Raw genomic sequence first — 26,349 nt, 5'->3', positions numbered from 1 at the left:
TGTCTGTGGTTCAGCCCTGCGGAGGGGCCTGGCCGGGGTAAGACTGCGGGCCGGGCATGGGACGCACCTCGCTCTCGACCGGGATCGGGGCGGCGGTCCCGGCGCTGGCCGGGCGCGCGGCCTCAGGCACCTCGACGGTGGCCATCGCCTCGGAGCGGCCGCGGTCGTAGGCTGCGGCCTGGCTGCGGATGACGCCGGTCTCGGCCTCGGCGCGGGTCAGCCAGCCCTCCCAGCGCTGGCGCATGGGGCCGATCAACCCGCCGCCCACGCCGACGACGAGGATGCCGGCCACGGTGGCCAGGAAGGCGATCAGGACCGGGGTGGTGACGGTGGTGGCCACCTCGATCTGGTTCAGCGCGGCGATGACGCCCAGGCCGATGATGAACGCCGAGGCGATGGTCGCCAGGGTGCGGCCGTACGACAGCCCGCCGAGTGCACCGGAGACGATGTCCTTGACCGCGCGGGCGATGGCGGTGGCGATGACGATGATGACGATGGCGACGGCGGCCTTGGGCAGCCACGCGACGACACCGGCGAGCAGGGTGCTGACCGGGTTGGGGCCGAAGACCGAGAAGCCGATCTGCAGGGTGATCAGCAGCACCGCGTAGTAGGCGAGCTTGGCGATCAGGTCGGAGGCGTCATAGCGGCTGCGGGCCAGGACGCGGCCGACGCCGCCGCGTTCCACCCACCGGTCGAATCCGACCCGTTCCAAGACGGCGTCGATGGCCTTGCGGAGCAGTTTGGCGAGCAGCCAGCCCACCAGCAAGATCACCAGGAAGGCGAGGAACTTGGGGACGAAGGTGGCGATCGACGACCAGGCGTCGGCGATGCCCCGTCCGAAGTCGACGGGAGCGGCCATGCGGGCCTCCTGATATCGGGGGGTGCCCACCGGGATGGCGGGCCGTTCGGCGGCTGTGGCTACCCCGTGATCGGCCTCTCATACCAGAACCGCGTTCGCTTCGTCACGGAACGCAGCACTGCGAGGCATGGCGATGGCTGTGCGGCCGCTCGGCCGGGGACTTTCCGGGGCCGCCTGCTCCCCATCCTGTCGTGGGCTGGGAGCAGGCGGCCTCTGCTGCGGACACCGCGGCATATCGGCGCCAAACGGGATGAAGCCGCGGTATGACGAGCTGGGCGCCGGCGCGTAGCGCGGCCAAATGAACGCGCAACGCATGCAAGGCGTAGAACGCGCCGCCGGTCCGGTGCGCATAAGTGCCGTCCGGGCCGGGCGATGTCAGGCCGTCCTCGGCACCCGAGACGTTCAAGACTGCGACGTTCGGCTTGCGGCCAGGTCAGTGATCAGCGGGTTCCCACCACGTCAGATGGGCGGCCGCCTGGGCCACCGGCTCGATGATCTCCCACGCCTCGGCGATCAGCCCTCATCGAACCGCCAGATATCGACGACCGCGATCCCCGGCTCGGCACCGGGAAGCCGGCGCCGCGAGTACATCACAACGTGATCACCGTCGGCCAGCACGTGACGGACCTCGACATGCATGCCGGCGAGCGGGATCAGCGCGGCGCCCACGGCGGCGAGCCATTCCGCCTTGGTCTTCGAGGTCACATCCGGCCGATGGTGGACGAAGCCGTCGCTCGGCAACGGCGCGAGCACATCGACGTCGCCCGTCGCGACCGGTGCCGTCAGGGGCCGGGTGCAGGGGGGCCTGCAGCCTGGCGGTGACGCGGGCGTGCATGCCCGGCCCGCTGAGCTCTATCCATCGGTCTCGGCCGGATGCGGCGGGAGACTGCCATGCCCGAGCGGCGGACGAGGTCGCCGTCGCTGCTGCAGGCCTTTCCCCGGCGGCCCTCCGCATCAGTGCTGAAGATCGCACCGACGATGAGGAGGGCCAGGAGAAACTCACCGGTCTTGTACAGGCCGTATCCGATGCAACCGCGCAGCAGGGCGAGCGTTCTGGATCAGCGTCCGGATGCAAGCGGAGGGTCGTAGACGGTGACGGTGATGCCCTTGTCTGTCAGGGATGCGGTGATGAGGGGTGTGATCCGGTCCCAGGATCCGCCCGCCAGGTCGGCGCCGATGCGGGGCATGTGCACGCTGGCCCGGCGTGCAGCGGCGGCGTCAGCCAGGGTGTCCAGGCACTGCTTCAGGGCGTCGTAACGGATGGGCGCGCTGTGGTCGCCTCGGCGCACGCCCGTGGCGGTGCGTAGTCCGGTGGCGGTGCGGATGCCATGCTGGCCGATCATGTTGGCCACCCAGAGGTCGTCGCCGACCTGCACGATCTGCACCGCGCCGAGGGTGAAACCGTCGCCGGAGTGGTGCCAGGCGCGGTAGGCGGCCTCCGGTTCGGGCCAGCGCTGGGAGAGGGCCTTGACGAAGCCGCGTCCCCAGGCGCCGATGTCGTTGCACACGTGCGCGATGATCTTCAGGTCGCTCCCGGCGGGGGTGGTGGCGTCGCCGGTCCGGTAGGTGATGGTGGTCATGCGGACCCTTCGTCGAGGAAATCAGGCGGCAGACATGCTGGCGGGCGGCCTGCGCCATCGGCAGACCGCCCGCCGGCATACGGAGATGTCACAGGAAGTCGGAGACCATGGCGGCGAACTCATCCGGAGTGATGATCCGCACGCCCAGGTCCTCGGCCTTGGTCTTCTTCGATCCGGCCTTCTCCCCGGCGACCAGCAGCGCGGTCTTGGCCGAGACGCTGGAGGAGGCCTTGCCGCCGGCGCGCTCGATCAGCTCGTTGACCTGGTTGCGGGACAGCTCGGCCAGCGGGCCGGTCATCGTCCCGGTGGCCACCACCGACATGCCCGCCAACGGCAGCGCGGTCGCCGCCGCATCGCCGCTGCTGTCACCGTCGGCGACTGCGGTCGCCGTAGTGGCGCCGGGCTCGGTCATGTTGACGCCCGCCGCGATGAGCTTGTCGATCAGCGGCCGCACTTCGGCCAGCTCTTCGAGCATGAGCTTGGCCTTCTCGGTTCCCATCCCGTCGACGGCCTGAATGGCTTCGGCGTCGGCGGCCATGATGGCCTCCATGCTGCCGAAGTGGCGGGCGATGCGCCGCGACATCGACCGGCCGGTCCCGCGGATGCCCAGCGCGCAGAACACCCGGCTCAGGGGCCGGGTCTTGACCGTCTCGATCGCGGCCAGCAGCTTGTCGGTGTTGGCGGCGCCCATGCGCTCGAGGCTGAGGAGCTGCTCGCGGGTCAGGGTGAACAGGTCGGCGAAGTCGGTGATGAACTTCGCGTCCAGCAGCTGCTGGACGCGGTTTTGCGCCAGGCCTTCGACGTCGAGCTGATCGCGCCCGGCGGCGTAGACGATGGAGGCCAGCGCCCGGCAGGCGCGGCCGCGCACGCACCGCCAGCGTTCCTGGCTGGTGTCGATGGCATCGCCGCAGTTCGGGCACACCTGCGGTACGGCGATCGGCTGCTCGTCGCCGGTGCGCAGATGCACGACCGGTGCCTCGACCCGCGGGATGATGTCGCCGGCCTTGTAGACGGTGACGTGGTCACCCAGGAGCAGGCCGCGGCGGGCGATGTCGGCCGCGTTGTGCAGCGTGGCGAAGGACACGACACTGCCGTCGATCTCGACCGGCTTGAGCACCGCGCGCGGGGCGATGATGCCGGTGCGCCCGACGTTCCACTCCACGGCGATGAGCTGGGTGATCTTCTCCGTGGCCGGGAGCTTGTAGGCGATCGCCCAGCGCGGCGCCCGGGAGCTGAACCCGGCCGCGTTCTGGTCGTCGGCCAGATCCGCCTTGACCACGATCCCGTCGATGCCGAACGGCAAGGAGGCGCGCGCCTCGGCGATCTGCTCGATGCGGGCCTGGACCTCCTGCACCGTGGCGGCGACGATCCCGGCGACCGGCGTGGCCGCGGTGGTGGCCACACCCCAGGCGGCGACCTGATCCATGATCTGACTGTGCGGCAGCGTGCGCAGCCGCTGCGCGGGCTCGGAGGCGTCGCCGGGCGGCAGCGGCAGCGCCCCGTAGCCGAAGAACGTCAGCTCACAGGTGTAAGCCCGGTCCTGAGCGCGCAGGGTCCCGGCGGCCGCGCTTCGCGGATTGGAGAAGGTGGTGCCGTCGTGCGCCCGCCGCTTTTCGCACGCGGACTCGAACTGCGCGGCCGTCATCATCACCTCACCGCGGATCTCCACCGTGACCGGCTCGGTGAGGGCGTCCGGCAGCCCGACGACGGTCCCCATCGCGTGGCTCACGTCCTCGCCGGCGACGCCGTCGCCCCTGGTCACCAGCTGGACCAGGCGGCCACGCCGGTAGCGGGCCGAAATCGCCAGACCGTCCAGCTTGGGCTCCACGCTCCAGGCGGTAATCTCCCGGCCCAGGCGGCGCTCCAGCCCGGCGGCCCACCGCTCCAGCCCGGCGGCGTCGAAGACGTTGTCCAGGCTGAGCATCGGCACCGTGTGCGGCACGTCGCCGCTGACGGCCCCACCGGCGACCTTGCCGGTGGGGGAATCGGGCAGCACCTGCTCGGGGTGGTCGGCCTCGTAGGCCTCGATGCCACGCACCAGCCGGTCGTAAGCATCATCGTCGAGCGGAGAGGTGCCGTCGCCGTAGTAGGCGGCTGCGGCGTCGACCGCCAGCTGCACGGCAGCGGCGTAGGCGGCCTGGTCGGCCAGGACGGTGACGGGGGCAGGGGCCGGAGGAGCGTCGTTCATAAGGTCATTCTGTCGGGCGGGACCGACATTCTCCGACCGGCGAGTACGGGCATGAGCTGGGGGATCGCCGGTTCGTGTGGCAGCCGGACCGAGGGTGAGGGCCTGTGTCCGAGCGGCAGGCTCCTTGAGAGGGCGGTCACACGGTACGGCGTGACCGTCCATGCGTTCTCCGTGGATCGGGTGAGAGATCAGCGCCGGGACCGGCAGTGGCCTGCAGGGCGCCACCGACTCGGAGCTGCTCAGCGGGGTGGAGAGCGGGCGAGCCACCTGCTTCCGTACCGATGCGGGGACCAGGCGGCCTCCCCGCGCTCAGGTATTGCCCCCGTGCACGTGGGCCGTTCTCGTCCCGACGCTTCGGACACCGCAGAAGACGCGTGCCCGTCGGGCAGCACCGTCTCCTGGCGGAGGCCGGGTCCGCCGGCGGCGAGGACTCTGAGAGTGCGTTACGTGAGCTGACACCCTTTTCGTCGTTGCGGTTGGATGAGGTCTGCTGATCGATGGGTCGCCGCTCGGTCTGTCGTCACGGCTGAGTGAACAAGCCGGGCTCGGTTTCGATGAGGATGCCGCGGCTGGTCAGGCGTTTGAGCTTGGCGCGGACGTTTTGGATGCCGTTGGGCGTCAGAGGCAGGTCCATCGCCAGAGCCAGGTCGCGGGTATCGGGCCTGGTCATGTCCACCGCCAGGACGGGGTCGCGGAGGTCAGGCGCCGGGACATCACGTCCGTCAACGCCCAATACACCCGTGATTCAGAACTGGCTGGACGGTGCTCGTAGTCGCGGATCAGGCGCCGGTGGAACATCAAGATTCCGTAGGTCTGCTCGACGACCCATCGTTTCGGCTGGGGCACGAAGCCTTTGTCGGCGGGGTTGCGTTCGACGATGTCCACGGCGATCCCCAGGCTGGCGCCATGGGCGACGACCGTGTTCTTGAACCCTTGGTCGACCAGCGCTTTGGTCACGCTGCCCTCGGTGACGACGGCGGCCTGGTCCAGCAGGGCGATCCCGGCCGTGTTCTCGTGGGCTGAGGCCGCGAGCACGACGACCGCGATGACCAGCCCAGCACGTCTACGGCCAGGCCTCGCTTGCGTCCCGGCACCTTCTTGGCGACGTCCCGGCCGGTCGTTTCGGCGGGAACCCCGGCCGCGACGTGGACGCTTTGGGTGTCCAGTACTGAGCAAGAAAGCCGGAGGTTACGTCGGATCAGCGATCGTCAGTCCGGTCTCGGCGATGAACCCGTTGAGCAGGTCGGGCTGGTACTGCATGGATTTGAGCCGACTCTTGATCAGGGTGGTGAGCTGGTCGATGCCGTGAACGGTGAAGTCGAGGGCCTTGGTGCGCAGGTTGGACCAGATGCCCTCGGCCGGGTTGAGATCGGGTGCGTACGGCGGAAGCCGGTAGACCAGCAGCCAGTCGTCCTGGGCGGCGATCCATGCGCGCATCTCGGCGCTGACGTGCTCGGGCAGGCTGTCCCACACCAGCGAGATCGGCCCGCCGAGCTGGGCGTGCGCGGCGCTCAGCAGGGCCTGGAAGGCTTTCTCTCCGAAGCCCTTGGGCTCGTGCTTGCGGCGGTGGTAGGTGAGCGTGCGGTAGATCAGCCGTGTCCGCCGGCCGGGCTTGACGCAGATCAGCCCGGCGATCGAGGTCCGCCCGGCTCCGCTGTAGGCGACCGGCAGGACCGGCGTACATCCCGCGGGTGCCCACGTTCTGCCCTTGGGCGGCCTGGAGGCTCTGACCGGACTCGTCGGCGAAGCAGAGCCACGAGCCCCAGGCCGCCCGGGTGCTTTTATCGCAGGCCAGGTCCGCTTGACCCAGGTGGCGACCTGGTCCTCGTCGCGCCGGGCGACCCGGTGCGCCGGGACCTGGAACGACCAGCCCAGCCGCTGGAGCAGGTAGGTCACCCCGCGCGAGGTGTAGCGGATGTGGAACGTCTGGGCGATCAGTACAGCGATGCGTGCGCTGGTCCAGCGCTGGTCGTCCCAGCCGTACGCGGCCGCGCCCGTTCCTGTGTCGCAGACCAATTGTGCGCTTGGATCGGTTCCGTGGCTCGAGCCCGCCAGCGTGGAAGATCCCTCGGTTGTCTCCGGGCGTGGAGCCCTCAGCAAAGACAGGGAGCCGCGATGGTCGCCGGGATCACGGACGGCTCATCGGATGTCAGGCCCAGAGCCTTCCCATTAGGGCGCCGTGTGGTTCCGCCAGGGCATTGACCAGCGACAACGCCAACACCGGAGGCAGAACTTGAAGATCACCTGCGGTATCGACTGGGCCGAGAAACACCACGACATCGCCCTCATCGACGAAAACGGCGCCCTGATCGCCAAACGACGCATCAGCGAGACCGTCGACGGCTTCAACGAGTTACTCTCCATGCTTGCCGAGGCCGGCGACAGCCCACAGACCCCGATCCCCATCGCGATCGAAACACCCCGCGGCCTCCTGATCGCCGCGCTCCGTGCGGCCGGCCGACAGATCTACCCGATCAACCCCATGGCCGTCGCCCGCTATCGCGAACGCCACCCAGCCTCGGGCAAGAAGTCCGACCACGCCGACGCGATGGTCCTGGCGAACATCCTGCGCACCGACGCGCACGTGCATCGGCCACTGCCCGCAGACACCGAGCTCGCCCGCTCGATCAAGGTGCTTGCCCGCGCCTGCCAGGACGCGACCTGGCGACGGACCCGTGCAGGTAACGAGCTGCGCTCCCTGTTACGTGAGTACTATCCGGCGATGCTGGAAGCGGCCGCCAATCGCAGCGGCAGCCTCCACGCGCCGCTCACCCGGGCACTGCTGCAGTTGGCCCCCACCCCGGCAGCCGCCCTCAAAGTTTCCCAGGCGAAAATCGCTGCAGCCCTGCGCAGGGCCGGCCGCCTGCGCCATGTCGAGGAGGTCGCCGCTGAACTCCATGCCATCTTGCGCCGCCCTCACCTGCGCCAAGACCCGCTCGTCGAGCACGCGATGGGCGTCCAGGCCCTGCGCCTTCTCGCCACTCTCAGCACCGAGTGCGAGAGCATCGAACAGCTGTCACAAGCCACCGAAGAGGCGTTCCGGCAACACCCCGACTACGAGATCATCACCAGTTTCCCCGGCATCGCCGACCAAGCCGGCGCGCGGATCCTGGCCGAGATCGGCGACGACCGCACCCGCTTCACCAGCGCCCGATCCCTCAAAGCGTTCGCGGGATCGGCCCCGGTCACCCGTGCTTCTGGCCGCAGCCTCGTCGTCTCCTGCCGCAGAATCAAAAACGACAGACTCGCAGCCGTCGGCTTCACCTGGGGCCTGTCCACACTCAATCTCTCGCCCGGAGCCCGCGCCCACTACGACCGGCGACGAGCCACAGGCGACGGACACGCCGCCGCCTTCCGCAACCTGTTCAACCGCTTCCTCTACCACTGCCTCCACAAGCGTCTGCACCACAACGAGACACTCGCCTTTCCACCCACCGTCCCAGCCGCGGCTTGACTCTTACGCCCATCGGATGTCTTGCCGGCGAGCGTGACGATGCCGGCCCGTTCCAGCATGCGCAGGATGCCCCAGATCCGGGCGGCGCTCAGATCGTGGACCTTGCCCGGCAGAGCCCCCGACGTCCACAGGATCGTCCCGTCCGGTGCGGCGAGGACCTGCACGTTCATCCCGTGCACGCGATGCTTCCGGAGAAGTACGGCCGGTCGGCCTTCACCCGGTCGGTGTGGATCAGCGTGCCGCCGGCACCAGGTAGGGCAGCCCGTTCTTCTCGGCTGTGCGCAGCGCCCTGCGTAGCTTCGGCGACCTCGCCGACAGCAGTGTCACCGTCTCTTCCACGTACCGCCACGCGGTGGTCGTCCAGACCCCGAACCCGGCGGCGATCTCGTTGAACGTCTCTCCTTTACGCAGGTAGACCAGCACGAGCAGGGCTTGCTGCCGGGGGTTCAGCCGCCGCCAGGGCGAGCCGATCGCCTTGCGCCTGCGGCGGATCAGGCCGGCCACGTAGTTCAGCGTTGAACGCGACACATCGACCGCGGCACGGTAAAACAACACCTGAAGCTCCTGGTTGGGATGGGTCTGGTTGTGGTGATCAACCCATCTACCAGGAGCTTCTCTACGTCGTCAGGCGAACACCCGACTCCCGATCATGCTGTGACCAGGCAGGCCTCTACCCGGGGATGAAAAGCGTTCACTGTAGAGATCACCTGGCCAGGACACTCCACGACCTCACTCAAGATCAGCAGTTGTTCAACCCTCACTCACTGATGCCAGGTCATCTGTTTCGGGGGCAGGAACGGATGGCTGTCACCTCGGCTGGTTGGATTCCTTCATGACGGATTGGTCGCAACTCAGCCACGCCTATGGCTGTGCGGAGGATATCCCAGCCCTGCTGGATCGGCTCGAGACGGACCCGGACGCTGACTGGAACGATCTGTGGTCTGCTCTGTGTCACCAGGGCACCGTCTACTCGGCCAGCTTCGCAGTGCTGCCCTGGCTGATGGCGCTCGCGACCGACGGTGATGAGGACACACGGCTGGATGCGCTGTTCCTGGCGGGTGCGATCATGGCAGGGGCCGACCAGCCTCATGGAGCAGGCGCGGTCCGCCAGAGGTACGCAACCGAGATTGCACAGCTGCTGCGGATGGCCAACGAGCGCCGGCGCACGCTGCACGACTGCACCGACTACCTCTACCTGCTCCACGCCATCGTGGCGTTCGAGGGTGTCCCAGGGGGATGCGAAGCTTTGGAGGGGCTCGGGAACGGGGTGTACGCAGTCTCCTGCCCTGCCTGCGCAACCGCTTTGTTCATCGTCATCGGCGACGACGGCTACTTCTCCACCAGCGGCGACCATGTCCTGAAAGACGATGTCACGAAGACTCCCCTGCGTCCTGCGAACCCGGAGAGCCTGAACGGCGTCGGCCGACGCCTGCACGGCATCGCCCTGGCCGACGGTCAGCACGACGCCGCCGCAGCGATGACCTACCTGTTCGGGACCGCACTGTGCACCAGCTGCGGAGCGGCTTTCTGCGTGGCCGACCAGGTGGGCCGCGCCTGAGGACCATGCCATAAGCGGTTACAGCAATCCAGCCGAGGACATATGGGCGGCATTACGGACGAAGCTGTTCAACTTCACCGTCGGCGACATCGACCAGCTCGCCGCCCTGATCAGAAGCCGGCTCAAGCCCATGCAGTACCGTTCCGACCTGCTCAACGGGTTCATCTCCGCGACAGGTCTCACGCTCGACTCGCTGTAACCCCCGACTTTCGGCCTCTGTAGGCATCCGGTGAGGCTGGGTGGGAACCGATGCTTCTGGTCCCCCAGCCATCCTCAGCGGCCCTCCTCGCCGCTCCTGCCCTCCGGGCGCGTCGGCTTGGCCTCGGGCCGGGGACGGTCGGCGCGGCGACGCCGACGCTCGGCGGCCAGCCGGAGCGCGGCGGCGGTCAGGTTGAGGCCGACCACCAGCAGCGGTAGCCACTCGGGAAGTTGGTTCATGCGCGAACCAACCCGAACGAATCGCTGCGTGAGATCCCCCGGGGTGGGCATGCTGATCAGCACGAACCCACGATCGGCCGGCGGCGGGATGTGGGGATGTTCGCCGCCCTTCGAGCCCTACGTCGAACACTCGGCGCACGGGCGCGGCGCCGTACGTCAATAAGCGCCCACTGATTCACGTACAAGATCACCCCGAAACATGATGACAGCGCCCGCCGCGCGGCGGGCGCTGTCATCACTCCCTGGTGATAGGCCGCGGCGTCGCCACCGACCCGCGGGGCTCAGGCGCCGGCGGCCGTGAGGAAGTCGGCCTCGTCGGTGTCCGAGAGCGGCGTGTTCAGGTCGGATACGACGTCGCCGTTGACGAGAACCCGGTGTACTGACTGCAGGTTCCCGCTGCCGTCGAAGAGGACGGACCCGAGCTGCGGGTACGTGCCCCTCAGCTGTGTCAGAGCCTCCCCAGGGTGGCGGCTGTGACGTCGGCCATCCGTTCGTAATTAGTGAAGCGCAGGAGCAGGCCGCTGAATCTGAATCTCATGGCAGAGGCCATCTCCCCACGGGGACCGTCTCAACCCGTGACCCGCCCCGCGCCTGGCTGCCTGCTCAGCTGTCGGAATAGGCCTCCTCCTCCCGAAACTCCGAGGGCGGGGCCGCGATGCGGCCCCGTCCTCGTCGTGTCGGCTCCGGGAAACGGCGGACGCCCCGCCGTACGGCTCGCGCCGAAACGGGGCGTCGCAGGAGGAATTCGGGCGGCTCAGCCGGTGCGGCCGCCGGAGCCGTAGGGGTTGTATCCGCCGTACCGGGAGCCGCCGAGGATGTCGAGGTCAAGGTCGAGGTCGAGAAGACCTCCCTTTCCCTTCCCGTACCGGTGGTTGCTGGAGAGGATGTTGAGGTCGGCGTCGAGGTCGAGGAGGCTCCCGTTCCGAGCGCCGAGGTTGGCATCGGTGCTGAGACCGGGCTGGGCTGCGGCCGGGGCGGCGGCGAGCAGCACGCCGAGGCCGGTCAGGGCGGCCGCGGCGGTGAGCCGGGTCGGGCGGGGCATGGGCGGGTCCCTTCGGTATCGGGGCGGCGGGGTGCCGCCCCCACTTTGACTACGAAGAGTAAAATATATATCACATTGAGTAAAGGTTTGGGGGGTGCGGCCCGCCGGGCAGTCGCAGAGCCGGGCGGTTTCCGCGCCTGGCAGGCCTGCTCCCTCCTCGCTGCCAGGGTGAAGGCCAGCCCGGCCCGAGTCCGCCACTTCACCACGGCGGGCACGCCGTCCGGTGCGGGACCGCCCTCGGCCTCCAGTGGCCGCCGGGGACGTGCGGAGTGCTGACCTTGTGGGGCGGCGCATCACTCGCGATTCCTGGGCGACCGGGGTGACGTCGCGGGCCGGCCTGCCCGCGGTGACATTGACCGGCTCGGGCCGGTGTCGCCCGGCTCCGCCGTCACAGAGAAACGCCTGACCATCCGCAAGGCGGCATGATAACTCTTGGTAGTCAAATAATTGCAATCAGCCCACCATGGGTTCGTCAAGAACGGAGAGTGCACGTGCGTCCAGTGTTCAGGACGGCCGTCATCGCAAGTCTGCTCACCGCAACCCTCACCGCGGGTGCCACGGCTGCCAGCGCAGTCAGCGCAGAGGTGAGCGTGGGCGGGGGCGGCGCACAAGGCGCTGCCGTCAACTCGCCGGGAATCGCCTCCGGCAACGTCGTCCAAGTCCCGGTACAGGTTCCGGTCAACGCCTGCGGCAACACCATCAACATCGTCGGCCTGCTGAACCCCACCTTCGGCAACACGTGCGTTAACTACTGATCGGGCCCAGGCCCGGCCCGCTCACGGCCAGGGCCGGCCTGAACCCGAGACGACACCCGCCGGCCCGGGAACCGGCGGGTGTCAGGAGCAGTCCGGCGCGAAGCCGGGCTCATGCCGTCCGGCCCCGCCCCTACTCGTCAGGGTTTGACCTGCAACCGACCGGTGAACGGCGTTTGCTGGGCCTGATTGGACAGTCCCTGGGTTCTGCCCGGTCGCCCTGTGGCGTTACCTCTTTCCGGCGTCCCTGATCCGCCCTCAAGGACAGGCAGTCAGAGCACCAGATCGTCGTGTTCGTCGAAGATCCAACCGTCTTCGTAGAGCACCTCGAACAGGTGACCGTCGGGATCGGCGAAGTATCCGCTGTGCCCCCAGGAATTCGGGCCGGCCGGGCGGGTGACGGTGGCGCCTAACTCGGCGGCCTTGGCCATGACCTGGTACACCTCCTCGGCGCTGCGAGCCACATATGCCAGGGCGAATCCGGCGAAGCCACCCGGCTGACGGTCGGGTAGACCGGCGTCGGCCGCGAAGGCTTCCCGGGACTGAAACGCGACCGCGACCCCACCTAACTCGAACAACGCGAACTCGTCCGAGCCTGCCGTGGACCTTCGCCAGCCCAGTTCCTGGTAGAACGCGACCGAGGCGGCGACATCGCGCACACCAAGCAGAATCAGATTGAGTCGCTGCCGCATGTCTTCCCCCTGGGAACTAGCGTCCGGCACGTCATCCTGCCATCTCCGGCCACCACCATGACCAGCCCTATTAGCCCTTTCCGGCGACTTGGCCTGCCCCCGCAGGCCGCGTCGACGGCCAGACGGGCCTGGACCAGGGCGCCCAGTGCGGCTGAGGACACAAACGTCACCGCCGTCAGGTCCACCACCAGCGACACCGGCCTACTGTCATCGGTGAGTTCGGCCAGCTTGGCCTCGAACGCCGGAACGGTCGACGCATCCAGCTCGCCCACCAGGCGAAGGATCCACAGATCCCCCACTGCGTACCTCTGCCCGGGGAGGGCGCCCATCGGCCATGCCGTGCTCCTGCCCGCGGTGATCACTGGATGGAGTGTTCCACCTGCGATCGCTTCGTGGCGCGCACCGGCGGGCGGCTGCGCTTGTTCTTCCTGCCCGCCTACGCACCCGAGCCCAACCCCGATGAGTGGGTCAACCAGAACCTTCGGACGCGGGTGGCCCGCCAGGCGGTGGCCGATGAGCACGAGCTGGCCGCGGCCATGCACGCCGGCATGCGCCGGCTGCAAAAGCGGCCCGACATCGTCCGGGCCTTCTTCGCCGATCCGCACCTGGCCTACATCACCAGGTAGCACTGATAGTCCCAGAACTTACGGCCGACTCAGTATCCGCCGTTCTCACCACGGGGGATCCACCGGTTCGAGCACACCCGTACACCCGCCTGCGCCGGTGTTCGCCCGGAGGCGTATAACCGGGGTCATGACAGCGGATACCTTCACGGATTCGACGACATTCCTCACCTCCAAGGGCGCCGCCGAGATCTCCCATCCCGGCGGAACGCTCCTGCAGCACCTGCAGCGCGTCGCAGTCCAGCTCAACGCCTGGGGCGCGGCTGAAGAAGTGCGACTGGCCGGACTGTGCCACGCGACCTACGGCACGGACGGCTTCGACCGGCGGCTTCTCGACCTCGCCGATCGGGCTACGCTGGTCGAGCTGATCGGGCCCCGGGCCGAGGCGCTGGTGTACCTCTACGCTTCCTGCGACCGTACGGCGACCTATCCCGCCCTGCGCTTCGCGGATCGCTTCACGGGCCGGCCGGTGGACCCCTCCGATGCCGAGCTCCGGGCATTCGTCCTGATCACAGCCGCGAACGAGATCGACGTCGTACGGCACAACCCGGACATCCGTGCGCGGCACGGGGCAGCGCTGCACGCGTTCTTCACCCGGAACCGGGACCTGCTGCCACCGGTCGCCTGGGAGACCGTCAAGGAGACCTTCGCGGTCCGCATCGCTAGCCTCGACCACCTGGTCCTGACCGTGGTGGACATCTCCCGGACGATCGACTTCTACCGGGATGCCCTCGGAATGGAGCCGGTGACCTTCGATGACGGCCGCCACGCGCTGACCTTCGGCTCCAGCAAGATCAACCTGCACGCGGCCGGGCACGAGATCCGGCCGCACGCCCTCCGTCCGGTGCCCGGCAGCGCCGACCTCTGCCTGATCACCAGCTCTTCCCTGGACCAGGTGGCCGCTCACCTGGCTGCGGCGGGCGTCCCCATCGAGGAGGGGCCGGTTCCCAGAACCGGCGCGCTCGGTCCGATCACCAGCCTGTACATCCGGGATCCGGACCACAACCTCATCGAGATCGCCACCTACGACTGATCCGGCGCGGCGTCAGGGTCACCCCTCCCCTGGACGTTGGATGTCAAGCGGCGAGGCCGATCTAAGCGCGTATCCAGAAGTCCTGCATGTAACAGGGTGTGAGATCGCCGGAGCAGACAGGCGTTGACATGAGCCTCGCCGGGGGTTGGATCGAGGTTGCTCAGACCGTCTGTCCGCCCCGGCGAGGTCGTGGTCAGTATGCGCCCTGCTGTCGTGTTCGCCAATGCTTCGGACGCCTCGATCGAGCACCTGCGCGCGACCCTGCGTAGCCAGCGGCGGCAGGCGACCCGCGCGATGATGGTGCTGTTGTCGCTGCACGGGCTGTCGGCGGCGCAGATCGCCGAGCTGCTCGGCTACGACCCGGGTACGGTGCGCCGCTGGATCGCGGTTCAACCGGTTGGGACCGGACGGCCTGGCCGACCACCCACGTTCGGGCCGCCCGCCGCTGGGGGGACGGCGGTTGTGCGACCGGATCACCGCGCTGCTGACCCGCCCGGGCCCGTGGACCATCCCCGGCTGTGGCGGTTGTTGCACCGGCCCCGCCTCAGCCGGCGCACCCTGTATCGGCGCGTGCGCCAAGTGGCCATCTGGCGGCGACCCAAACTGATCGCCAAGGGCGATCCGGACCGCTGGCGAACGGTCGCCGCCATCGCCGCCCGGCTACGGGCCCTGCCCCGCGGGGCGGTGGTGTGGGCCGCCGATGGGACCCACATCCACTGGCTGCCGCATCTGCGGGCCAGCTGGACGCTGCGCGGCCACCGCCCGAACGTCGTCACCCCGGGAAAGAACCGGCAGGTCACCGTGCTGGGCGCGCTGGAGCTGACCACCGGGCGGTGGGTGTATCGGCTGGGGCTCCGGTGCGCAGCCGACTTCCTGCTCCTGTTGCAGCAGGTGGTTGCCGCCTTCCCGGCCGCCCCGGCGATCGTGGTGATCTGCGACAACGACAGCATCCATCACGCCAAGCTCATCACCGCCTATCTGGCCGAGCATCCCCACGTAGAGCTGTTGTACGCGGCGCGCTACAGCCCGCACGACAACCCGACCGAGCGCATCTGGATTGGCTCCGGCCGGTTGCAGGCGGAACTTTTGGGACGTCGCTCAGGTCGCGGGGCATGTGTGCGGATACGACCGCTCGGGGACGTGTCGTCGCCACTGCGCTTCGGCCAGGCTGCGGATGAGCACGCCGCAGATGTGCTCGGCCGAGCGCCGGGCGTCGGTCTGCCAGACGATGACGGCCTGGTCGGCGCCGGCACTGGCCAGCAGGCGGCCGTCCGGGCTGAAAGCAATGGCTTGCACCGGCTGCGTGTGGCCGCTCAGGCGGGCCAGAAGCCGTCGGCCCCGCAAGTCCCACAAGGCGATGGTGTGGTCGCCACCGGTGAAAGCGAGGGTGCGTCCGTCGGGGCTGAAGGCCACCCCGGTGGTGATGGCGTCGGCATGCTCGGGCAAGGTGGCCAGCCGGGTGCGCCGCGCCACATCCCACAGCATGACGGTGCGGTCGGCGCCGGCGCTGGCCAGGATGCGACCGTCCGGGCTGAAGGCGACGGTGCGCACCCAGCCGTTATGGCCTGCCAGCGGAGCGGCCAGCGGTTTGCGCGTGACCACATCCCACAGCATGACGGCGGGGTCGTGCCCGGCGCTGGCCAGGATGCGACCGTCCGGGCTGAAGGCCAGGCCGTTGACGGCCAGGCTGTGGCCGGTGAGCGTGGCCAGGCGTGTACCACGGGCGGCATCCCACACGATGACGGTGTGATCGACGCTACCGGTGGCCAGCAGCCGTCCGTCCGGGCTGAAGGTGGCATCGAGCACCGGGCCGGTGTGGCCGTTGAGCCGGGCGGCGATGCGTCCGTCGCGCCACAAGGTCACCGCGCTGCCGGCGATGAGGGAGGGCAGTCCGACGGTGCCGCCGGCGGTGGCGAGCGTGCGTCCGTCCGGGCTGAACGCCAGGGCGTTGACCTGCGGTGAGGGATCGTCGTAGACGGCCGACAAGGTGCGATCGGCGCTGTGCCACAGCATGGTGCGCCGGCCACTGGCGGCGGCCAGGGTGCGCCCGTCCGGGCTGAAGGCGATGTCGGCGACCGTGGTGGCGTGGCCGGCCAGGCTGGCCTGGGTCAGGTCCCACAGCAGGATGGTGCCGTCCTCGCCGGCGCTGGCCAGCGTGGGCGAGGACGGATCGAAGGCGATCGTGTAGACGTTGGCCTGGTGGCCGGTGAGTCGGCCGCGCAGGGTGCGGTGCGGCACGTCCCACAGCAGCACCGCCGGGTCGTGTCCGGAGCCGGCCAGGGTGCGGCCGTCCGGGCTGAAGGCGAGAGTGATGATCTGCCCGCCCCCGCCCCCGCCTCTGACCTCGCTACCGCCCCTGACCTCGCCGCCGTCACCGCCGGGGCCGAGTCGGGCCAGCCGGGTGCGCCGCGCCACATCCCACAGCTGGACGCTGGCCTGCCCGCCGGCGCTGGCCAGGGTCCGGCCGTCCGGGCTGAAGGCTACGGCGGCGGCCGTCTCAGGGTGCTCGCCCAGCAGCGCCGGTGGCGCCTGTCGGGTCAGGTCCCACAACAGCACGGCCCGGTCGTCGCCGGCGCTGGCCAGCGTGCGGCCGCCCGGGCTGAAGGCCACTCCGCGCACCGCGGCCCGGTGACCGGTGAGGGTGCGCAAACGCACGCGCCGCTCCACATCCCACACCACCACGTTGTGATCGTCGCTGGCGGTGGCCAGCGTGCGGCCGTCCGGGCTGAAGGCGATCTCCCGAATCTGTCGCTCATGCCCGGGCAGTGCGGCGATGCGGGCGCGGCCGGGCACATCCCACAGCACCAAGACGCCGTCCTCGCCGCCGGTGGCCAGGGTGCGGCCGTCCGGGCTGAGCGCCGCAGCTTTCATCCAGGTGTCGTGACCCATCAGGCTGGCCAGCAGGGCGCCGCTGCGCACATCCCACAGCCGCACGCTCCTGTCGCGGCCGGCGCTGATGAGTGTGCGGCCGTCGGGAGTGAACAGCACCTGGGAGACCGCGCCCGCGTGACCGGTGAGCGTGCCGCGGCGCGCCAGGTGCGGCGTCATGCTGAGCAGGGCGCTGCGGGCCTCGGTGGTCGGCGCCAGGGCGTGTGCTTCGACCGCGAGCGGCATGGCCGCATCGGGCTGGGAGTCGGCCAGGTACAGCGCCTGCGTGGCGAGCTGGCGTGACAGCGCCACTCCGTGTGCCTGGGCGGCCTCGCGCCACTTTGCGGTCGCGAACACTCCCGTGGTCGTGGAGATGACCAGCAGCAGCGCCAAGCCAGCGGTGAGCATGCGCAGTTGGCGTCTTCGGCGCACCGTCTTGGTGTGCTCGGCGGTTTCCTGCGCGATGGAGGCATCCACAAAGGCCCGTTCCAGCGTGTTGAGCACGCCGCGGTGCGCACCGGCGTCCTGGCCGTGGCGGCTCCCGGCGTCCTGACGGTTCAGCCATTCGCGGGCGATCACCAGGCGGGCGCCCCGATACAGCGCGCCGGGGTCGCGTTCCAGCTCAGTCCATGCTTGGGCCGCCTGGGTGAGCCCGCGATGCACGCACAAGTCCTCCCGGTCGGTGGTCAGCCACTGGTGCAGCCGGGGCCAGGCCCTGATCAGTGCCTCGTGGGCGATCTGCACCGTGTCCGCGCTGAGCGTGATCAGACGGACCCGGGTGAAGTGCTCCAGGACGCTGCGGGTGTCGGCGTCGATGGGCTCCAGCTCGGCCGGGGAGATCGGGCGGCCAGTGTCGCCGGTGCCCTCGCCGAAGGCGGTCAGCCGTACGAACACCTCGCGGGCACGGGCCTGCTGAGCCAGGGTGAGGGCGGCGTACACCGTCTCGGCGGTCTTGGCCAGGGCGCCGTGGATGCCGCCCGCCGCCTGATAGCCGGCCAGGGTCAGGGTGGTGCCGCGGCGACGGCGCCAGGTCTCGGCCAAGGCGTGCGAGATGAGCGGCAACGCACCGATCTGACCTGCCGAATCAGCCATGATCGCAGCCAGCAGGGAGCCCTCGACGACGCAGCCGGCCTCCTGGGCGGGCCGGGTGACGGCCTGCCGGAGCTCCTCGGTGGTCATCGGCCCGACCGGTACCTGAGCGCCGGTCAACGCTGCGGCCAGTTCGGGATGGTCGGTGCAGTGGGCATAGAAGTCGGCCCGCACCCCCAGCACGACGCGCCCTGCGCCGGCCCCGTCGGCCAGGGCGGGCAGGGCCGCGATGAAGGCCGCCCGCTCCCGCCTGTCCCGGCAGAGGGTGAAGACCTCCTCGAACTGATCCACGATCAACAGCAGCCCGGGGACTACGGTGAGCCCGGCCGGATCATCTTGCAACGTGGCGTGGAGTTCGTCCGCCGAGGCGCCGCTTGCCTCGGCCAGGCGCTGTGCGCACTCCAGCAGCGGATGCGCACCCGGCGTCATCAGTACCGGGCGCCACCCCTGCGCGCACGCGCGGGGCAGCAGCCCCGCGCGCAGCAGCGATGACTTGCCCGCCCCGGAGGCGCCGCACACCGCCAGCAGACGCCGCCGGCCCAGCCGCGCCATCAGGTCGTCGATCAGGCTCTCCCGGCCGTGAAAGCGCGCGGCGTCTTCGGGCTGGTAGGCCGCCAGACCGACATACGGCGCCTGCTCGTCCTGGCCGTCATCAGCCGGCGCGGGGGCGCCGACCTCCTCGGCCACACAACGCCAGCGCTTCTCCCAGTGTTCGGCATCCCCGCCACAGGCCCGCACATAGGCCCGCACCACCGCCAGGCTGGGCAGCGTCTCTCCGCGCGCGGCCTGCGCCAGCGTGGTCGGCGCGTAGTGCGCCCGCCGCGACAGCTCCCGATAGCCCGGGTTGCCGGCCTGCCGCCGCAGCTCGCGCAACTCCCACGCGAATCGCTGGAGGACCCCGGCCTCCGGATCGACCGGACGCTCGGGACGCGGCATCTCCTACCTCCGGGGCTGTCAAGGCGACTGGGGCGGCGGTGCAGTTGTGCGGTGTTGATTGTGCACCGGCTACCCCGAAACCGCACAACCCGACAAGCACTACACATATCGCTACACGGGCAAGCCATGGCGGAAGATCGCGCTTGCCCGGAAGACGCCATATCTCTGTAGGGAGGGCTCTTTGAGCATCGGACGAAAGTTCTGCGCGACCGGCCTCGCCGCGGTGAGCGCCGCTGTTCTCCTGGCGGTGGGCACGGCAACTCCGGCCTCCGCGAATTCCAGCGAGTGCACCGTTCCTTGGGGCTGGACCACTTGCACCACAGGCCGGGTCGCGGCCGATCCGAACGGGCATTTCGTGGAGATCAGCACGTGGGAATCACCGAAACCGTTCAACAATCCCATCTGCAGCGAGAGCGAGATCAGGTGGAAGGTGGTGGACGCGATAACCGGTGATGTCGTCCGTCGAGGGTCTGGCAAGGTCACTGACCTGAGAATCGACCGCGTCTACAGCCAGTACGTCGCCCGGCTCGACAACTGCCCCCGCATGACCGTGCATCTGTCCGGCTGATCGAAGAAGCCTGCTGCCCGGTTCACCCGGCCGGGCAGCAGGGCACCGTACTGATCTAGAAATGTGGGCGTGACGTAATGCCAGTCCCTTTCCGAGGCGGGTTTTCCCTGGTGGCAGCCTTGAAGGATGAGGTACTCCGATAGAAGCGGCGGACTGTCCGCAGCCGAACGGGAGCGGCGCCAGGCGTTGCGGTTCCAGGCCGCGGACATGTTCGCCGGGAACATCGCCCCACCGCGGGTCGCCCGCCTGCTGGGCATCACCCGCAAGTCCGCCTACGAGTGGCATGCGCTGTGGAGGCGCAACGGCAAGGCCGCGCTGGCCTCCAAGGGCGCCGCCGGGGCCGGCGGCAAGCTCACCCAGCGGCAGCTGGAGCGGCTGCAGGCGCTGCTGGAGCAGGGCGCGGCCGCGCACGGCTGGGCCGACCAGTGCTGGAGTGCTGCGCGCATCGCGCTGCTGATCGCCGAGAGGTTCCGCATCCACTACACCGCGCGTGGGGTGGCCTATCTGCTCAAGCGGCTGGGCTGGTCATTTCAGGTGCCCGCGCATCGGGCGCTTCGCCGTGATGAGGCCCGCGTCGCGACCTGGGTCAGGCGGGTGTGGCCGGCGATAAAAGTACCTGGGCGGCCTGGGGCTCCTGGCTCGTCTTCGCCGAGGAGTCCGGCCAAAGCCTCCAGGCCGTCCAAGGGCCGAACCTGGGCCCGCAAGGGCCACACCCCTACCCTGCCGGTGTCCTACCGCGGCTCGGGCCGGGTCTCGATCGCCGCGCTGCTCTGCGTCAAGCCCGGCCGGCGCACCCGGCTGATCTACCGCACGCTCACCTACCACCGCCGCAAGCACGAGCCCAAGGGCTTCGGCGAGCAGGACTTCCCGAACCTGCTGAGCGCCGCCCACGCCCAGCTGGGCGGGCCGATCCCACTGGTCTGGGACAGCCTGCCCGAGCACGTCAGCACCCCGATGCGCACCTGGATCACCGCGCATGAGGACTGGCTGAGCGTCTATCGGCTGCCGCCGTACGCGCCCGGCCTCAATCCGGCCGAGGGCATATGGGCGGCATTACGGACGAAGCTGTTCAACTTCACCGTCGGCGACATCGACCAGCTCGCCGCCCTGATCAGAAGCCGGCTCAAGCCCATGCAGTACCGTTCCGACCTGCTCAACGGGTTCATCTCCGCGACAGGTCTCACGCTCGACTCGCTGTAACCCCCGACTTTCGGCCTCTGTACGACCAGGCTCGGGTCGGCTAATCGGCCCTTCTTCTCGCGCAGGTGCCAGCGCAGCAGGTCGTGGATCGTCTTGTCGGTGCCGTCGTCGCGCCATTTGGCGAAGTAGTAGTACGTCGCGCCCTTGGGCGGCAGGTCATGGGAAGACAGTCCCATTGGACGCCGGTTCGTCCCTGGTAGCGGATCGCGTTGACGATCTCCCGCAGCGCATAGTTGCCTTCGTGGCCGCTGACCGAGGGGTGCGCGGCCTTCCATGCCGTGAGGACCGGTTCGATCAACGCCCACTGAGCGTCGGTTGAGTCGCTCGGGTACGGCTTGCGCTCAGTCACCGCGCCATCCCAGCACAACTGGACCCGCAGACTGGCGGTAACACTACAAATCCACACGATCACATAACGACATCACGGATGGAGGCTCACGTAGGCACTCTCAGGGGCTCGAGGGCGGCTAGGACGAGGTCGAGGCCGAAGGTGAACTCCTCCGCCGGGTCGTAGCCGGCAGCGGCGAGCGCCGCGGCGGACTCGTTGAGGTAGGGGAACTCGTCAGGAGGAAGCTGGGGCAGGAAGACGTCCTCGGCCATGTCCGCGAACTCATCGGCGGTGTCGAACGGCAGGCTGGCTTCCTGCAGGGCGAAACCGTAGACGTAGCTGTCGAGCAACCAGTTGGCGTGCGTCGCCATCAAGACCGGGAAGCCAGCCCTCCGCAGGCAGGCGGTGACCGCTTCGCGGTGGCGGAGGTTCGCGGGCCCCGGCGATGTCCGCGACTCCATCAGGCCGATCGCCCACGGGTGGCGTGCGAGAACCTGTCGGGCGGATACCGCCCGACGTCGCATCGCTGACTGCCAGTCGGTCTCTGCAGGCGGGAGCTCGATCTCCTCGAACACGACGTCGATCATGGCGTCCAGCAACTCCTCCTTGCTCGCCACGTAGTAGTAGAGCGACATCGCGCCCGCGCCGAGCGCGCGAGCCAGCCGGCGCATGCTCAGCTCGCCGACCCCCTCGCGGTCGGCGAGCCGGACCGCCTCGACCACCACCCGCTTCTTGCTCAGCCCCGCATCTGACGCGACCTGGCGTCGTTCCCTCGCAGACAACGGGTCTCCTCGCTCCCTCGAACGGCTTGACAATCGTCCAGCGTACGGTCATCGTACAGCGTACGATCGTAGTACAGCGTACGACGTACGATGTACGAACCAGCGAGAGTCGCAGCTCGGACGTGAGGAGGCTTCTGTGGGAATCGAACAGCGATCGAGTGCCGGAGCACGCCTGGTGCCGGGGGCAAGTCCGGCCGGGGCGACGACGATGCGGGCCGCCCTCAGTGCTCGAGCCGTCCGAGGTCGGGCTACCTCTGCCCGGTCGAGGCGATGTGCTCGTCCAGGCGGGCGCAGTCTCGGTACACCCTGGCGCCTACTTCGTCATGACCGGTGAGCCGTACGTGGTGCGCTTGGCGTTCAGGCTCCGCCGGCCGCGCCACGGCATCCCTGGCAGGGACCTCGCTGGCGTGGCGGCAGCGGCCGGGAAGGATGTCACCGCTCTCCGCCCCGGCGGCGAGGTGTTCGGCCAGAGCACCACTGGAACGCTCGCGGAGTCCGCCTGCGTCCCGGCGGACAACCTCTTGTCCGCGCCCGCCAACCTGTCGGTCGTGGACGCGCCAGCGGTGCCCACCTCGGCCATGGCGGCGTTGCAGGCATTGCGCAAGATCGAGAACGTTCGACCGGGCCAGACGGTGCTGGTCACGGGCACGTCGGGCGGCGTGGGCTCCTTCGCCGTACAGATCGCCAAGGCGTTCGGCGCCGAGGAGACGGGTGTGTGCAGCACCCGCAACGTCGACGAAGCAGCCGACGCCCTCCGCTACGTCGCGGCCGGCCACACCCGAGGGAAGGTCGTCGTCACCGTCTGACGACCGGACCGACGAGAACGACCCAACCCCGTGCGTATGTACGCCCCAACCTGCCGCCACTCCGGCGGACGGACCGCTCCTCTCGAAAAGAAGAACCGATGACCATCCGGACGAAAACCCCGAACCTGCTCGACAACCCGCCGGTCCCCGTGCAGGTCAAGCTCGCCGCCGCATGGACCAGCTCCATGTTCCTCTACATCTACGTCGACTACTTCCACCTTTACAAGCCTGGCACCGTCGACAACATCCTGGCTGGCGTCGTCTTCGAGTTCGACATCAGCCCGACATTGTTGACCGTTATGCTCGCGTCCGTGGCGACCCCGGCCCTGATGGTGATGCTCTCCATGACGCTGCCCGCCCGGGTGAACCGCGCCACGAACCTCGTCGTTGCATCGCTCTACATCCCCTACTCGGTGTTCAACGCGGTAGGGGAGTCCTGGGACTGGGCCCCCTTCTACGGCCTCTCCATCGGAATCGAGGTGCTGCTCCTGGCCTTCATCCTGCGCTCCGCCTGGACATGGCCTCGAACCCCCGTCGTCCCAGCCGGTCCCGCGACGACCGACCTTCGACAGGACCTTCGACAGTAGGTGTCCGTGCAAAGCCCTACGGCGTGAAGCCCGCCGCCGCGGACACCGGGCCGACCGTGACCAGCTCAGTCGCGGTATACGCAGAGAACCTGCTCACGAGCGGTCCGGTGTTCGCGCCAGCCGCGCCCGTAGGCCGAACGGCGGCTGACCGACCAGCAGACCTCATCCAACCAACCACAACGACGAAAGGGGCATTAGCTCGCTTAACGCACTCTGAGACGTCGGTGGGCGCCATGGAAAGGCACCTGACCACCTGGCCGGAACTTCGAGAGCAGGACCCGCTGACCGGCGCCGTGCCGGTCGTCAATCAGCAGCCTAAGGCGGCCGTCATCGAGCGGATCCCCCGGTCTACCGGCGCCCGGTGCTCGCCGCGAGTCTTTCGCTTGGTCGCCTTCCGGACGAGATAGCGCCAATGCGCCCAGTTTCGGCCGGCCTGCATCTGGTTCATGTCCCGCAGGTGTGGGCGTAGCGGCACCACCCAAAGGGACAAAAACCCCAACGACACCGCGGCTGGCACAACGAGCGAGGCAAGCCTGACGGCGGCGGGAATCTGCTTCTCGCCATGATGCGCAAGCTGCGTGATCGCGGCCACCAGCGCCGTGACGACGAGACAGAACGCGAACGCCGAGCGAAAGTGCACAATCGAGAACAGCCGAGTCATGGCGGAGGCCGTCGTCTGCCGGTTTCCGGACGCCGTCAAGATCTTGTTCCTCATCGTCGCTCGCATGCTCGGGCCTGGCCTTGTCGCGTCGGGCGCGGAGGCCGGGGATGAGGCCAGAGGCCGGCGCTGGAGATCGACTTGCCGATCACCGGGGCGACCCGAGGTCCTGGCGGCAGTCGCCGAAATCCAACGGACGTCGTTGATCAGCGACGGCGTGGAGCATTCCGGCAAGGTCAGCGACGTCCCCGGCCCGGCCCGGGGACTTATCCGGGGATCGGCCGGTCATCGGGGAGAGTGCCTCGTGCCCTCTCATCTGGTCAGGGGTGCGTTCAAACGCAGGTGATCTCCAGGGGGCGCGCTCATCCGGCGGGCGTGCACGCTCGAAAGCTAACCTGGTCGGCGACGGTGCTCGCCTTGGGCGCGGCCCTGACTCTCCTGGCAGGCCCCCTCGGCCTGGCCGGCCCCGCGCAGGCGGCGCCGGTCACGGCGAACACCGACCTCAACGGCGACGGCTACAACGACCTGGCGGTGGGCATTCCCGGCTATCCCGGTTACGAGGGAACCAGCAACAGCGGCCTGATCGCCGGATAACGCCCGCGCTACCTGCCCGTGATGTTGGGCGTGAAGAGGCGCTCATGCTCCTCGAACAACTGCGTACCGGTGACGATCACGCGGCGGTGACCGCCGGCTTCCTCCTCAGCGCCGTATCAGGCTCCTCGCCCGGCATCGATTCGACGGGGCAACGGCTCCCGTGTATCGCCCGCAGGTGGCGCCGCCGGGCCGATGCCCGCTCCATCAGGGCCTGCAGCGATGCTGTGGGCCGGCAGCCGGGGAGGGTCACCAGCTGCACCGCTGGGCGCGGGCGTTGTCGGGAGACTCCCAGGGGGTGTCGGCAGTTGCCCGACGAAGTCCCGCATTCGGCCCGCGCCCTTGGAAACACCGGAACACGACGTCCGCTACCTCTGCGGTAGCCGGTCGATGTAGGAACGGATCGCGTGTTCCGCGTCCTGGGGATAGGCGAAGCCGTACGCCTCGGCGACGTCCCGGGCGAGGTCGCCGAACAGGTCAGCTGTCTCCTGGGCCTGCCGTAAGGGGTCGTGGATACCCAAGACCTTCTCGACGCGCTCCCAGACACCCGGCGCCGCCCAGTCCCGCATCTTGGTCCCGATATGCCAGACGTCATGACCGGGGCCGTAGTGGGTCACGGCATGCCATTCGATCATGGATAGGAGGAGTTCCTTGGTCTCCCAGTCCCGGGCCCTGACGACCCACAGGTCGCCTCGTGCCAGGTAACGGGGCAGGTGAGCGATCTCGAACCAGAACTCCGCACAGGTCTCCCGGAACTCCTCCTCACCGGGTGCCTCCGTGAGCGGAGCGCTCCGAGTGGCCGCCGGAAGCCGTGCCGCGATGCCGTCACGGTCGAAGAGCACCTGGTAGCCCCGCTGGTGGAGTTCGTCCAGACCGCCGTCGATCATGTTCTCAAGGAGACTCATCGGCACCACCTGGAAGTCGACCTTGACACCACCCTCGAAGAACACCAGGTGCGCGGGGTTGTCATAAGGGCCCTCAAGCTCGATGTTCACCCATACCGCACCGAGTTCGCCCACCCACTCGTCCGATCCGGCGTACTCGTCGGGGGCGGTGGTGTAGAGCTCGATGTCGTGGTCGGACAGTGCGTCGACGCTGCCGTCACCGCGCGCGCGTGATCCGGTGCGGAGCATGGCCCTGATGTCCGGCCGGCGCCGTGCCCATTCCACCAGACGTGTCACCAGCGCATCATCGTCATCAGTGATCATGGCACCACGTTAGCCACCTCGTGCGGAGCTCGGTTTCCAGCGGGCAGCCGCCGACCCGGGACAAGGGCGACTCCCATACCCTTATCGATCATCGATGCGATTCCGCCGCCGTCGCCGCCCTGCGCCGCTACAGCCTGCTGAGCCGGCCTGCCGACGCCCTGGCCGCCCGGCACAACCTCATCCACGTCTGTCGCAGCCCGGCGGAGGCCTACGCTGAAATCGCTGAACAGCGGTGATGCGTTGGTCTCTTGAGACCGCCATCGTCTACGGGACGATCCGTCAAGATCGTTTAGAGATCGCGTTTCCGCAAGCTCGGGGAGACCATCTCGGCCATCGCCAAGGCCCTCGGGGTGGGGCGCTCCACGCTGTACCGGGCGCTGGAAGACGATCCGGCCCCGGTCCCCCACTCCCCCGCCTGAATCCGGCCGGGGGCCGCCCACGTGGCCGTAGCGGCCCCCGCATCCCCCAGAACCCACGACGACCCGAAGGGACACCCCCATCAGGGCGAA

Annotated in this window: 26 protein-coding genes and 5 pseudogenes; 13 read left to right on the top strand and 18 right to left on the bottom strand. The window is 68.9% G+C overall.

Features of this window, described 5'->3' with window-relative positions; translation table 11 throughout:
- Positions 1–10: 10 nt before the first annotated feature.
- The 7 genes and pseudogenes from HS041_RS29000 to HS041_RS28970 all read right to left on the bottom strand — a co-directional run.
- Positions 11–859 carry a mechanosensitive ion channel family protein gene (locus HS041_RS29000; protein WP_196444003.1) on the bottom strand — a complete coding sequence of 283 codons (849 nt, stop codon included), beginning with the start codon at positions 857–859 and terminating at the stop codon, positions 11–13.
- Positions 860–1,372: 513 nt separating this feature from the next.
- Positions 1,373–1,612: a nuclear transport factor 2 family protein gene (locus tag HS041_RS28995; protein WP_196444002.1), complete on the bottom strand. Its 240-nt coding sequence runs from the start codon at positions 1,610–1,612 to the stop codon at positions 1,373–1,375.
- A 305-nt stretch (positions 1,613–1,917) separates the two neighbouring features.
- Positions 1,918–2,439: a macro domain-containing protein gene (locus HS041_RS28990; RefSeq protein WP_196444001.1), complete on the bottom strand. Its 522-nt coding sequence runs from the start codon at positions 2,437–2,439 to the stop codon at positions 1,918–1,920.
- 88 nt (positions 2,440–2,527) lie between these two features.
- Entirely contained in the window at positions 2,528–4,627 is a 2,100-nt protein-coding gene (gene ligA, locus HS041_RS28985; RefSeq protein WP_196444000.1) for an NAD-dependent DNA ligase LigA, read from the bottom strand.
- Positions 4,628–5,147: 520 nt separating this feature from the next.
- Positions 5,148–5,303: a hypothetical protein gene (locus tag HS041_RS28980; protein WP_196443999.1), complete on the bottom strand. Its 156-nt coding sequence runs from the start codon at positions 5,301–5,303 to the stop codon at positions 5,148–5,150.
- The gene (locus HS041_RS28975) at positions 5,294–5,662 is read right to left on the bottom strand and encodes a transposase (RefSeq protein ID WP_196443998.1); all 369 of its coding nucleotides are present in this window, start codon (positions 5,660–5,662) and stop codon (positions 5,294–5,296) included. Before HS041_RS28975 ends, HS041_RS28980 begins: the two co-directional genes overlap by 10 nt.
- 153 nt (positions 5,663–5,815) lie before the next feature.
- Positions 5,816–6,622, bottom strand: a pseudogene (locus HS041_RS28970) (IS630 family transposase); the annotation flags it as partial.
- A gap of 238 nt (positions 6,623–6,860) precedes the next feature.
- On the opposite strand from HS041_RS28970, the gene HS041_RS28965 reads away from it, so the two are divergent.
- Positions 6,861–8,081: an IS110 family RNA-guided transposase gene (locus tag HS041_RS28965; protein WP_230879837.1), complete on the top strand. Its 1,221-nt coding sequence runs from the start codon at positions 6,861–6,863 to the stop codon at positions 8,079–8,081.
- Between the two features lie 20 nt (positions 8,082–8,101).
- Here the strand turns inward: HS041_RS28965 and HS041_RS38785 are convergent.
- Positions 8,102–8,636 (bottom strand): annotated as a pseudogene (locus HS041_RS38785) (transposase family protein); the annotation flags it as partial.
- A 265-nt stretch (positions 8,637–8,901) separates the two neighbouring features.
- On the opposite strand from HS041_RS38785, the gene HS041_RS28950 reads away from it, so the two are divergent.
- On the top strand, positions 8,902–9,639 hold the full coding sequence (locus HS041_RS28950; protein ID WP_196443994.1) for a hypothetical protein: 738 nt from the start codon (positions 8,902–8,904) through the stop codon (positions 9,637–9,639).
- 25 nt (positions 9,640–9,664) lie between these two features.
- Positions 9,665–9,838 (top strand): annotated as a pseudogene (locus HS041_RS40615) (IS630 family transposase); the annotation flags it as partial.
- Positions 9,839–9,912: 74 nt separating this feature from the next.
- Here HS041_RS40615 and HS041_RS28945 read toward each other — a convergent pair.
- From HS041_RS28945 to HS041_RS28935, 3 genes are all read right to left on the bottom strand, one after another.
- A complete protein-coding gene (locus HS041_RS28945) occupies positions 9,913–10,077 on the bottom strand; it encodes a hypothetical protein (protein ID WP_196443993.1) in 165 nt (54 codons plus the stop codon).
- Between the two features lie 281 nt (positions 10,078–10,358).
- Entirely contained in the window at positions 10,359–10,520 is a 162-nt protein-coding gene (locus HS041_RS40540; protein WP_374058892.1) for a ubiquitin family protein, read from the bottom strand.
- Between the two features lie 311 nt (positions 10,521–10,831).
- Entirely contained in the window at positions 10,832–11,119 is a 288-nt protein-coding gene (locus HS041_RS28935) for a hypothetical protein (RefSeq protein ID WP_196443992.1), read from the bottom strand.
- A 491-nt stretch (positions 11,120–11,610) separates the two neighbouring features.
- On the opposite strand from HS041_RS28935, the gene HS041_RS28930 reads away from it, so the two are divergent.
- Entirely contained in the window at positions 11,611–11,874 is a 264-nt protein-coding gene (locus HS041_RS28930; protein WP_374058881.1) for a chaplin, read from the top strand.
- Between the two features lie 269 nt (positions 11,875–12,143).
- Here HS041_RS28930 and HS041_RS28925 read toward each other — a convergent pair whose 3' ends face one another.
- Both HS041_RS28925 and HS041_RS28920 read right to left on the bottom strand, forming a co-directional pair.
- Positions 12,144–12,563: a VOC family protein gene (locus HS041_RS28925; protein ID WP_196443990.1), complete on the bottom strand. Its 420-nt coding sequence runs from the start codon at positions 12,561–12,563 to the stop codon at positions 12,144–12,146.
- Positions 12,542–12,892, bottom strand: coding sequence for an STAS domain-containing protein (locus tag HS041_RS28920; RefSeq protein WP_255530094.1), 351 nt, complete (start codon positions 12,890–12,892; stop codon positions 12,542–12,544). Before HS041_RS28920 ends, HS041_RS28925 begins: the two co-directional genes overlap by 22 nt.
- A gap of 36 nt (positions 12,893–12,928) precedes the next feature.
- Between HS041_RS28920 and HS041_RS28915 the strand changes: the two genes are divergently transcribed.
- From HS041_RS28915 to HS041_RS40220, 3 genes and pseudogenes are all read left to right on the top strand, one after another.
- Complete coding sequence (locus HS041_RS28915) at positions 12,929–13,189, top strand: transposase (protein ID WP_196443988.1); 261 nt, start codon at positions 12,929–12,931, stop codon at positions 13,187–13,189.
- A 127-nt stretch (positions 13,190–13,316) separates the two neighbouring features.
- Positions 13,317–14,219, top strand: coding sequence for a VOC family protein (locus HS041_RS28910; RefSeq protein WP_196443987.1), 903 nt, complete (start codon positions 13,317–13,319; stop codon positions 14,217–14,219).
- A 198-nt stretch (positions 14,220–14,417) separates the two neighbouring features.
- Positions 14,418–15,263, top strand: a pseudogene (locus tag HS041_RS40220) (IS630 family transposase); the annotation flags it as partial.
- Between the two features lie 54 nt (positions 15,264–15,317).
- On the opposite strand, the gene HS041_RS28900 reads toward HS041_RS40220, so the two are convergent.
- The gene (locus HS041_RS28900) at positions 15,318–19,112 is read right to left on the bottom strand and encodes an nSTAND1 domain-containing NTPase (protein WP_196443986.1); all 3,795 of its coding nucleotides are present in this window, start codon (positions 19,110–19,112) and stop codon (positions 15,318–15,320) included.
- A gap of 181 nt (positions 19,113–19,293) precedes the next feature.
- Here HS041_RS28900 and HS041_RS28895 point away from each other — a divergent pair, with 181 nt between their 5' ends.
- Both HS041_RS28895 and HS041_RS28890 read left to right on the top strand, forming a co-directional pair.
- On the top strand, positions 19,294–19,680 hold the full coding sequence (locus tag HS041_RS28895) for a hypothetical protein (protein ID WP_196443985.1): 387 nt from the start codon (positions 19,294–19,296) through the stop codon (positions 19,678–19,680).
- Between the two features lie 126 nt (positions 19,681–19,806).
- Positions 19,807–20,880 carry an IS630 family transposase gene (locus HS041_RS28890; RefSeq protein WP_196443984.1) on the top strand — a complete coding sequence of 358 codons (1,074 nt, stop codon included), beginning with the start codon at positions 19,807–19,809 and terminating at the stop codon, positions 20,878–20,880.
- 40 nt (positions 20,881–20,920) lie between these two features.
- Here the strand turns inward: HS041_RS28890 and HS041_RS40535 are convergent, their stop codons facing one another.
- Both HS041_RS40535 and HS041_RS28880 read right to left on the bottom strand, forming a co-directional pair.
- Complete coding sequence (locus tag HS041_RS40535) at positions 20,921–21,229, bottom strand: transposase (RefSeq protein ID WP_374058891.1); 309 nt, start codon at positions 21,227–21,229, stop codon at positions 20,921–20,923.
- A gap of 86 nt (positions 21,230–21,315) precedes the next feature.
- Positions 21,316–21,990 (bottom strand): TetR/AcrR family transcriptional regulator C-terminal domain-containing protein, encoded by a 675-nt coding sequence (locus HS041_RS28880; RefSeq protein ID WP_196443982.1) that lies wholly within the window; start codon positions 21,988–21,990, stop codon positions 21,316–21,318.
- A 122-nt stretch (positions 21,991–22,112) separates the two neighbouring features.
- On the opposite strand from HS041_RS28880, the gene HS041_RS40530 reads away from it, so the two are divergent.
- Positions 22,113–22,796: an NAD(P)-dependent alcohol dehydrogenase gene (locus HS041_RS40530; RefSeq protein WP_374058880.1), complete on the top strand. Its 684-nt coding sequence runs from the start codon at positions 22,113–22,115 to the stop codon at positions 22,794–22,796.
- Between the two features lie 98 nt (positions 22,797–22,894).
- A complete protein-coding gene (locus HS041_RS28870) occupies positions 22,895–23,383 on the top strand; it encodes a DUF6326 family protein (protein ID WP_196443980.1) in 489 nt (162 codons plus the stop codon).
- Between the two features lie 307 nt (positions 23,384–23,690).
- Here the strand turns inward: HS041_RS28870 and HS041_RS28865 are convergent, their stop codons facing one another.
- Complete coding sequence (locus tag HS041_RS28865) at positions 23,691–24,098, bottom strand: hypothetical protein (RefSeq protein ID WP_196443979.1); 408 nt, start codon at positions 24,096–24,098, stop codon at positions 23,691–23,693.
- A gap of 318 nt (positions 24,099–24,416) precedes the next feature.
- Between HS041_RS28865 and HS041_RS28860 the strand changes: the two genes are divergently transcribed.
- Positions 24,417–24,635, top strand: a complete 219-nt coding sequence (locus tag HS041_RS28860) for an FG-GAP repeat protein (RefSeq protein ID WP_196443978.1) — start codon at positions 24,417–24,419, stop codon at positions 24,633–24,635.
- A gap of 365 nt (positions 24,636–25,000) precedes the next feature.
- Here HS041_RS28860 and HS041_RS28855 read toward each other — a convergent pair whose 3' ends face one another.
- On the bottom strand, positions 25,001–25,840 hold the full coding sequence (locus tag HS041_RS28855) for an aminoglycoside 6-adenylyltransferase (protein ID WP_196443977.1): 840 nt from the start codon (positions 25,838–25,840) through the stop codon (positions 25,001–25,003).
- Positions 25,841–26,154: 314 nt separating this feature from the next.
- On the opposite strand from HS041_RS28855, the pseudogene HS041_RS40525 reads away from it, so the two are divergent.
- A pseudogene (locus tag HS041_RS40525) lies at positions 26,155–26,259 on the top strand (helix-turn-helix domain-containing protein); the annotation flags it as partial.
- Between the last annotated feature and the right edge of the window lie 90 nt (positions 26,260–26,349).

It is taken from the genome of Planomonospora sp. ID67723 (assembly GCF_015711605.1).
Taxonomy (GTDB): domain Bacteria; phylum Actinomycetota; class Actinomycetes; order Streptosporangiales; family Streptosporangiaceae; genus Planomonospora_A.
This window is presented reverse-complemented; position numbering and strand designations above follow the sequence as displayed.

What these genes read in the sequence shown, in the direction of transcription:
- HS041_RS29000 (WP_196444003.1), bottom strand. Translation starts at nt 859, where the DNA reads ATGGCCGCTCCCGTCGACTTCGGACGGGGCATCGCCGACGCCTGGTCG.
- HS041_RS28990 (WP_196444001.1), bottom strand. Translation starts at nt 2,439, where the DNA reads ATGACCACCATCACCTACCGGACCGGCGACGCCACCACCCCCGCCGGG.
- ligA (WP_196444000.1), bottom strand. Translation starts at nt 4,627, where the DNA reads ATGAACGACGCTCCTCCGGCCCCTGCCCCCGTCACCGTCCTGGCCGAC.
- HS041_RS28945 (WP_196443993.1), bottom strand. Translation starts at nt 10,077, where the DNA reads ATGAACCAACTTCCCGAGTGGCTACCGCTGCTGGTGGTCGGCCTCAAC.
- HS041_RS28935 (WP_196443992.1), bottom strand. Translation starts at nt 11,119, where the DNA reads ATGCCCCGCCCGACCCGGCTCACCGCCGCGGCCGCCCTGACCGGCCTC.
- HS041_RS28925 (WP_196443990.1), bottom strand. Translation starts at nt 12,563, where the DNA reads ATGCGGCAGCGACTCAATCTGATTCTGCTTGGTGTGCGCGATGTCGCC.
- HS041_RS28920 (WP_255530094.1), bottom strand. Translation starts at nt 12,892, where the DNA reads ATGGGCGCCCTCCCCGGGCAGAGGTACGCAGTGGGGGATCTGTGGATC.
- HS041_RS28915 (WP_196443988.1), top strand. Translation starts at nt 12,929, where the DNA reads ATGGAGTGTTCCACCTGCGATCGCTTCGTGGCGCGCACCGGCGGGCGG.
- HS041_RS28910 (WP_196443987.1), top strand. Translation starts at nt 13,317, where the DNA reads ATGACAGCGGATACCTTCACGGATTCGACGACATTCCTCACCTCCAAG.
- HS041_RS28900 (WP_196443986.1), bottom strand. Translation starts at nt 19,112, where the DNA reads ATGCCGCGTCCCGAGCGTCCGGTCGATCCGGAGGCCGGGGTCCTCCAG.
- HS041_RS28890 (WP_196443984.1), top strand. Translation starts at nt 19,807, where the DNA reads ATGAGGTACTCCGATAGAAGCGGCGGACTGTCCGCAGCCGAACGGGAG.
- HS041_RS28870 (WP_196443980.1), top strand. Translation starts at nt 22,895, where the DNA reads ATGACCATCCGGACGAAAACCCCGAACCTGCTCGACAACCCGCCGGTC.
- HS041_RS28865 (WP_196443979.1), bottom strand. Translation starts at nt 24,098, where the DNA reads ATGAGGAACAAGATCTTGACGGCGTCCGGAAACCGGCAGACGACGGCC.
- HS041_RS28855 (WP_196443977.1), bottom strand. Translation starts at nt 25,840, where the DNA reads ATGATCACTGATGACGATGATGCGCTGGTGACACGTCTGGTGGAATGG.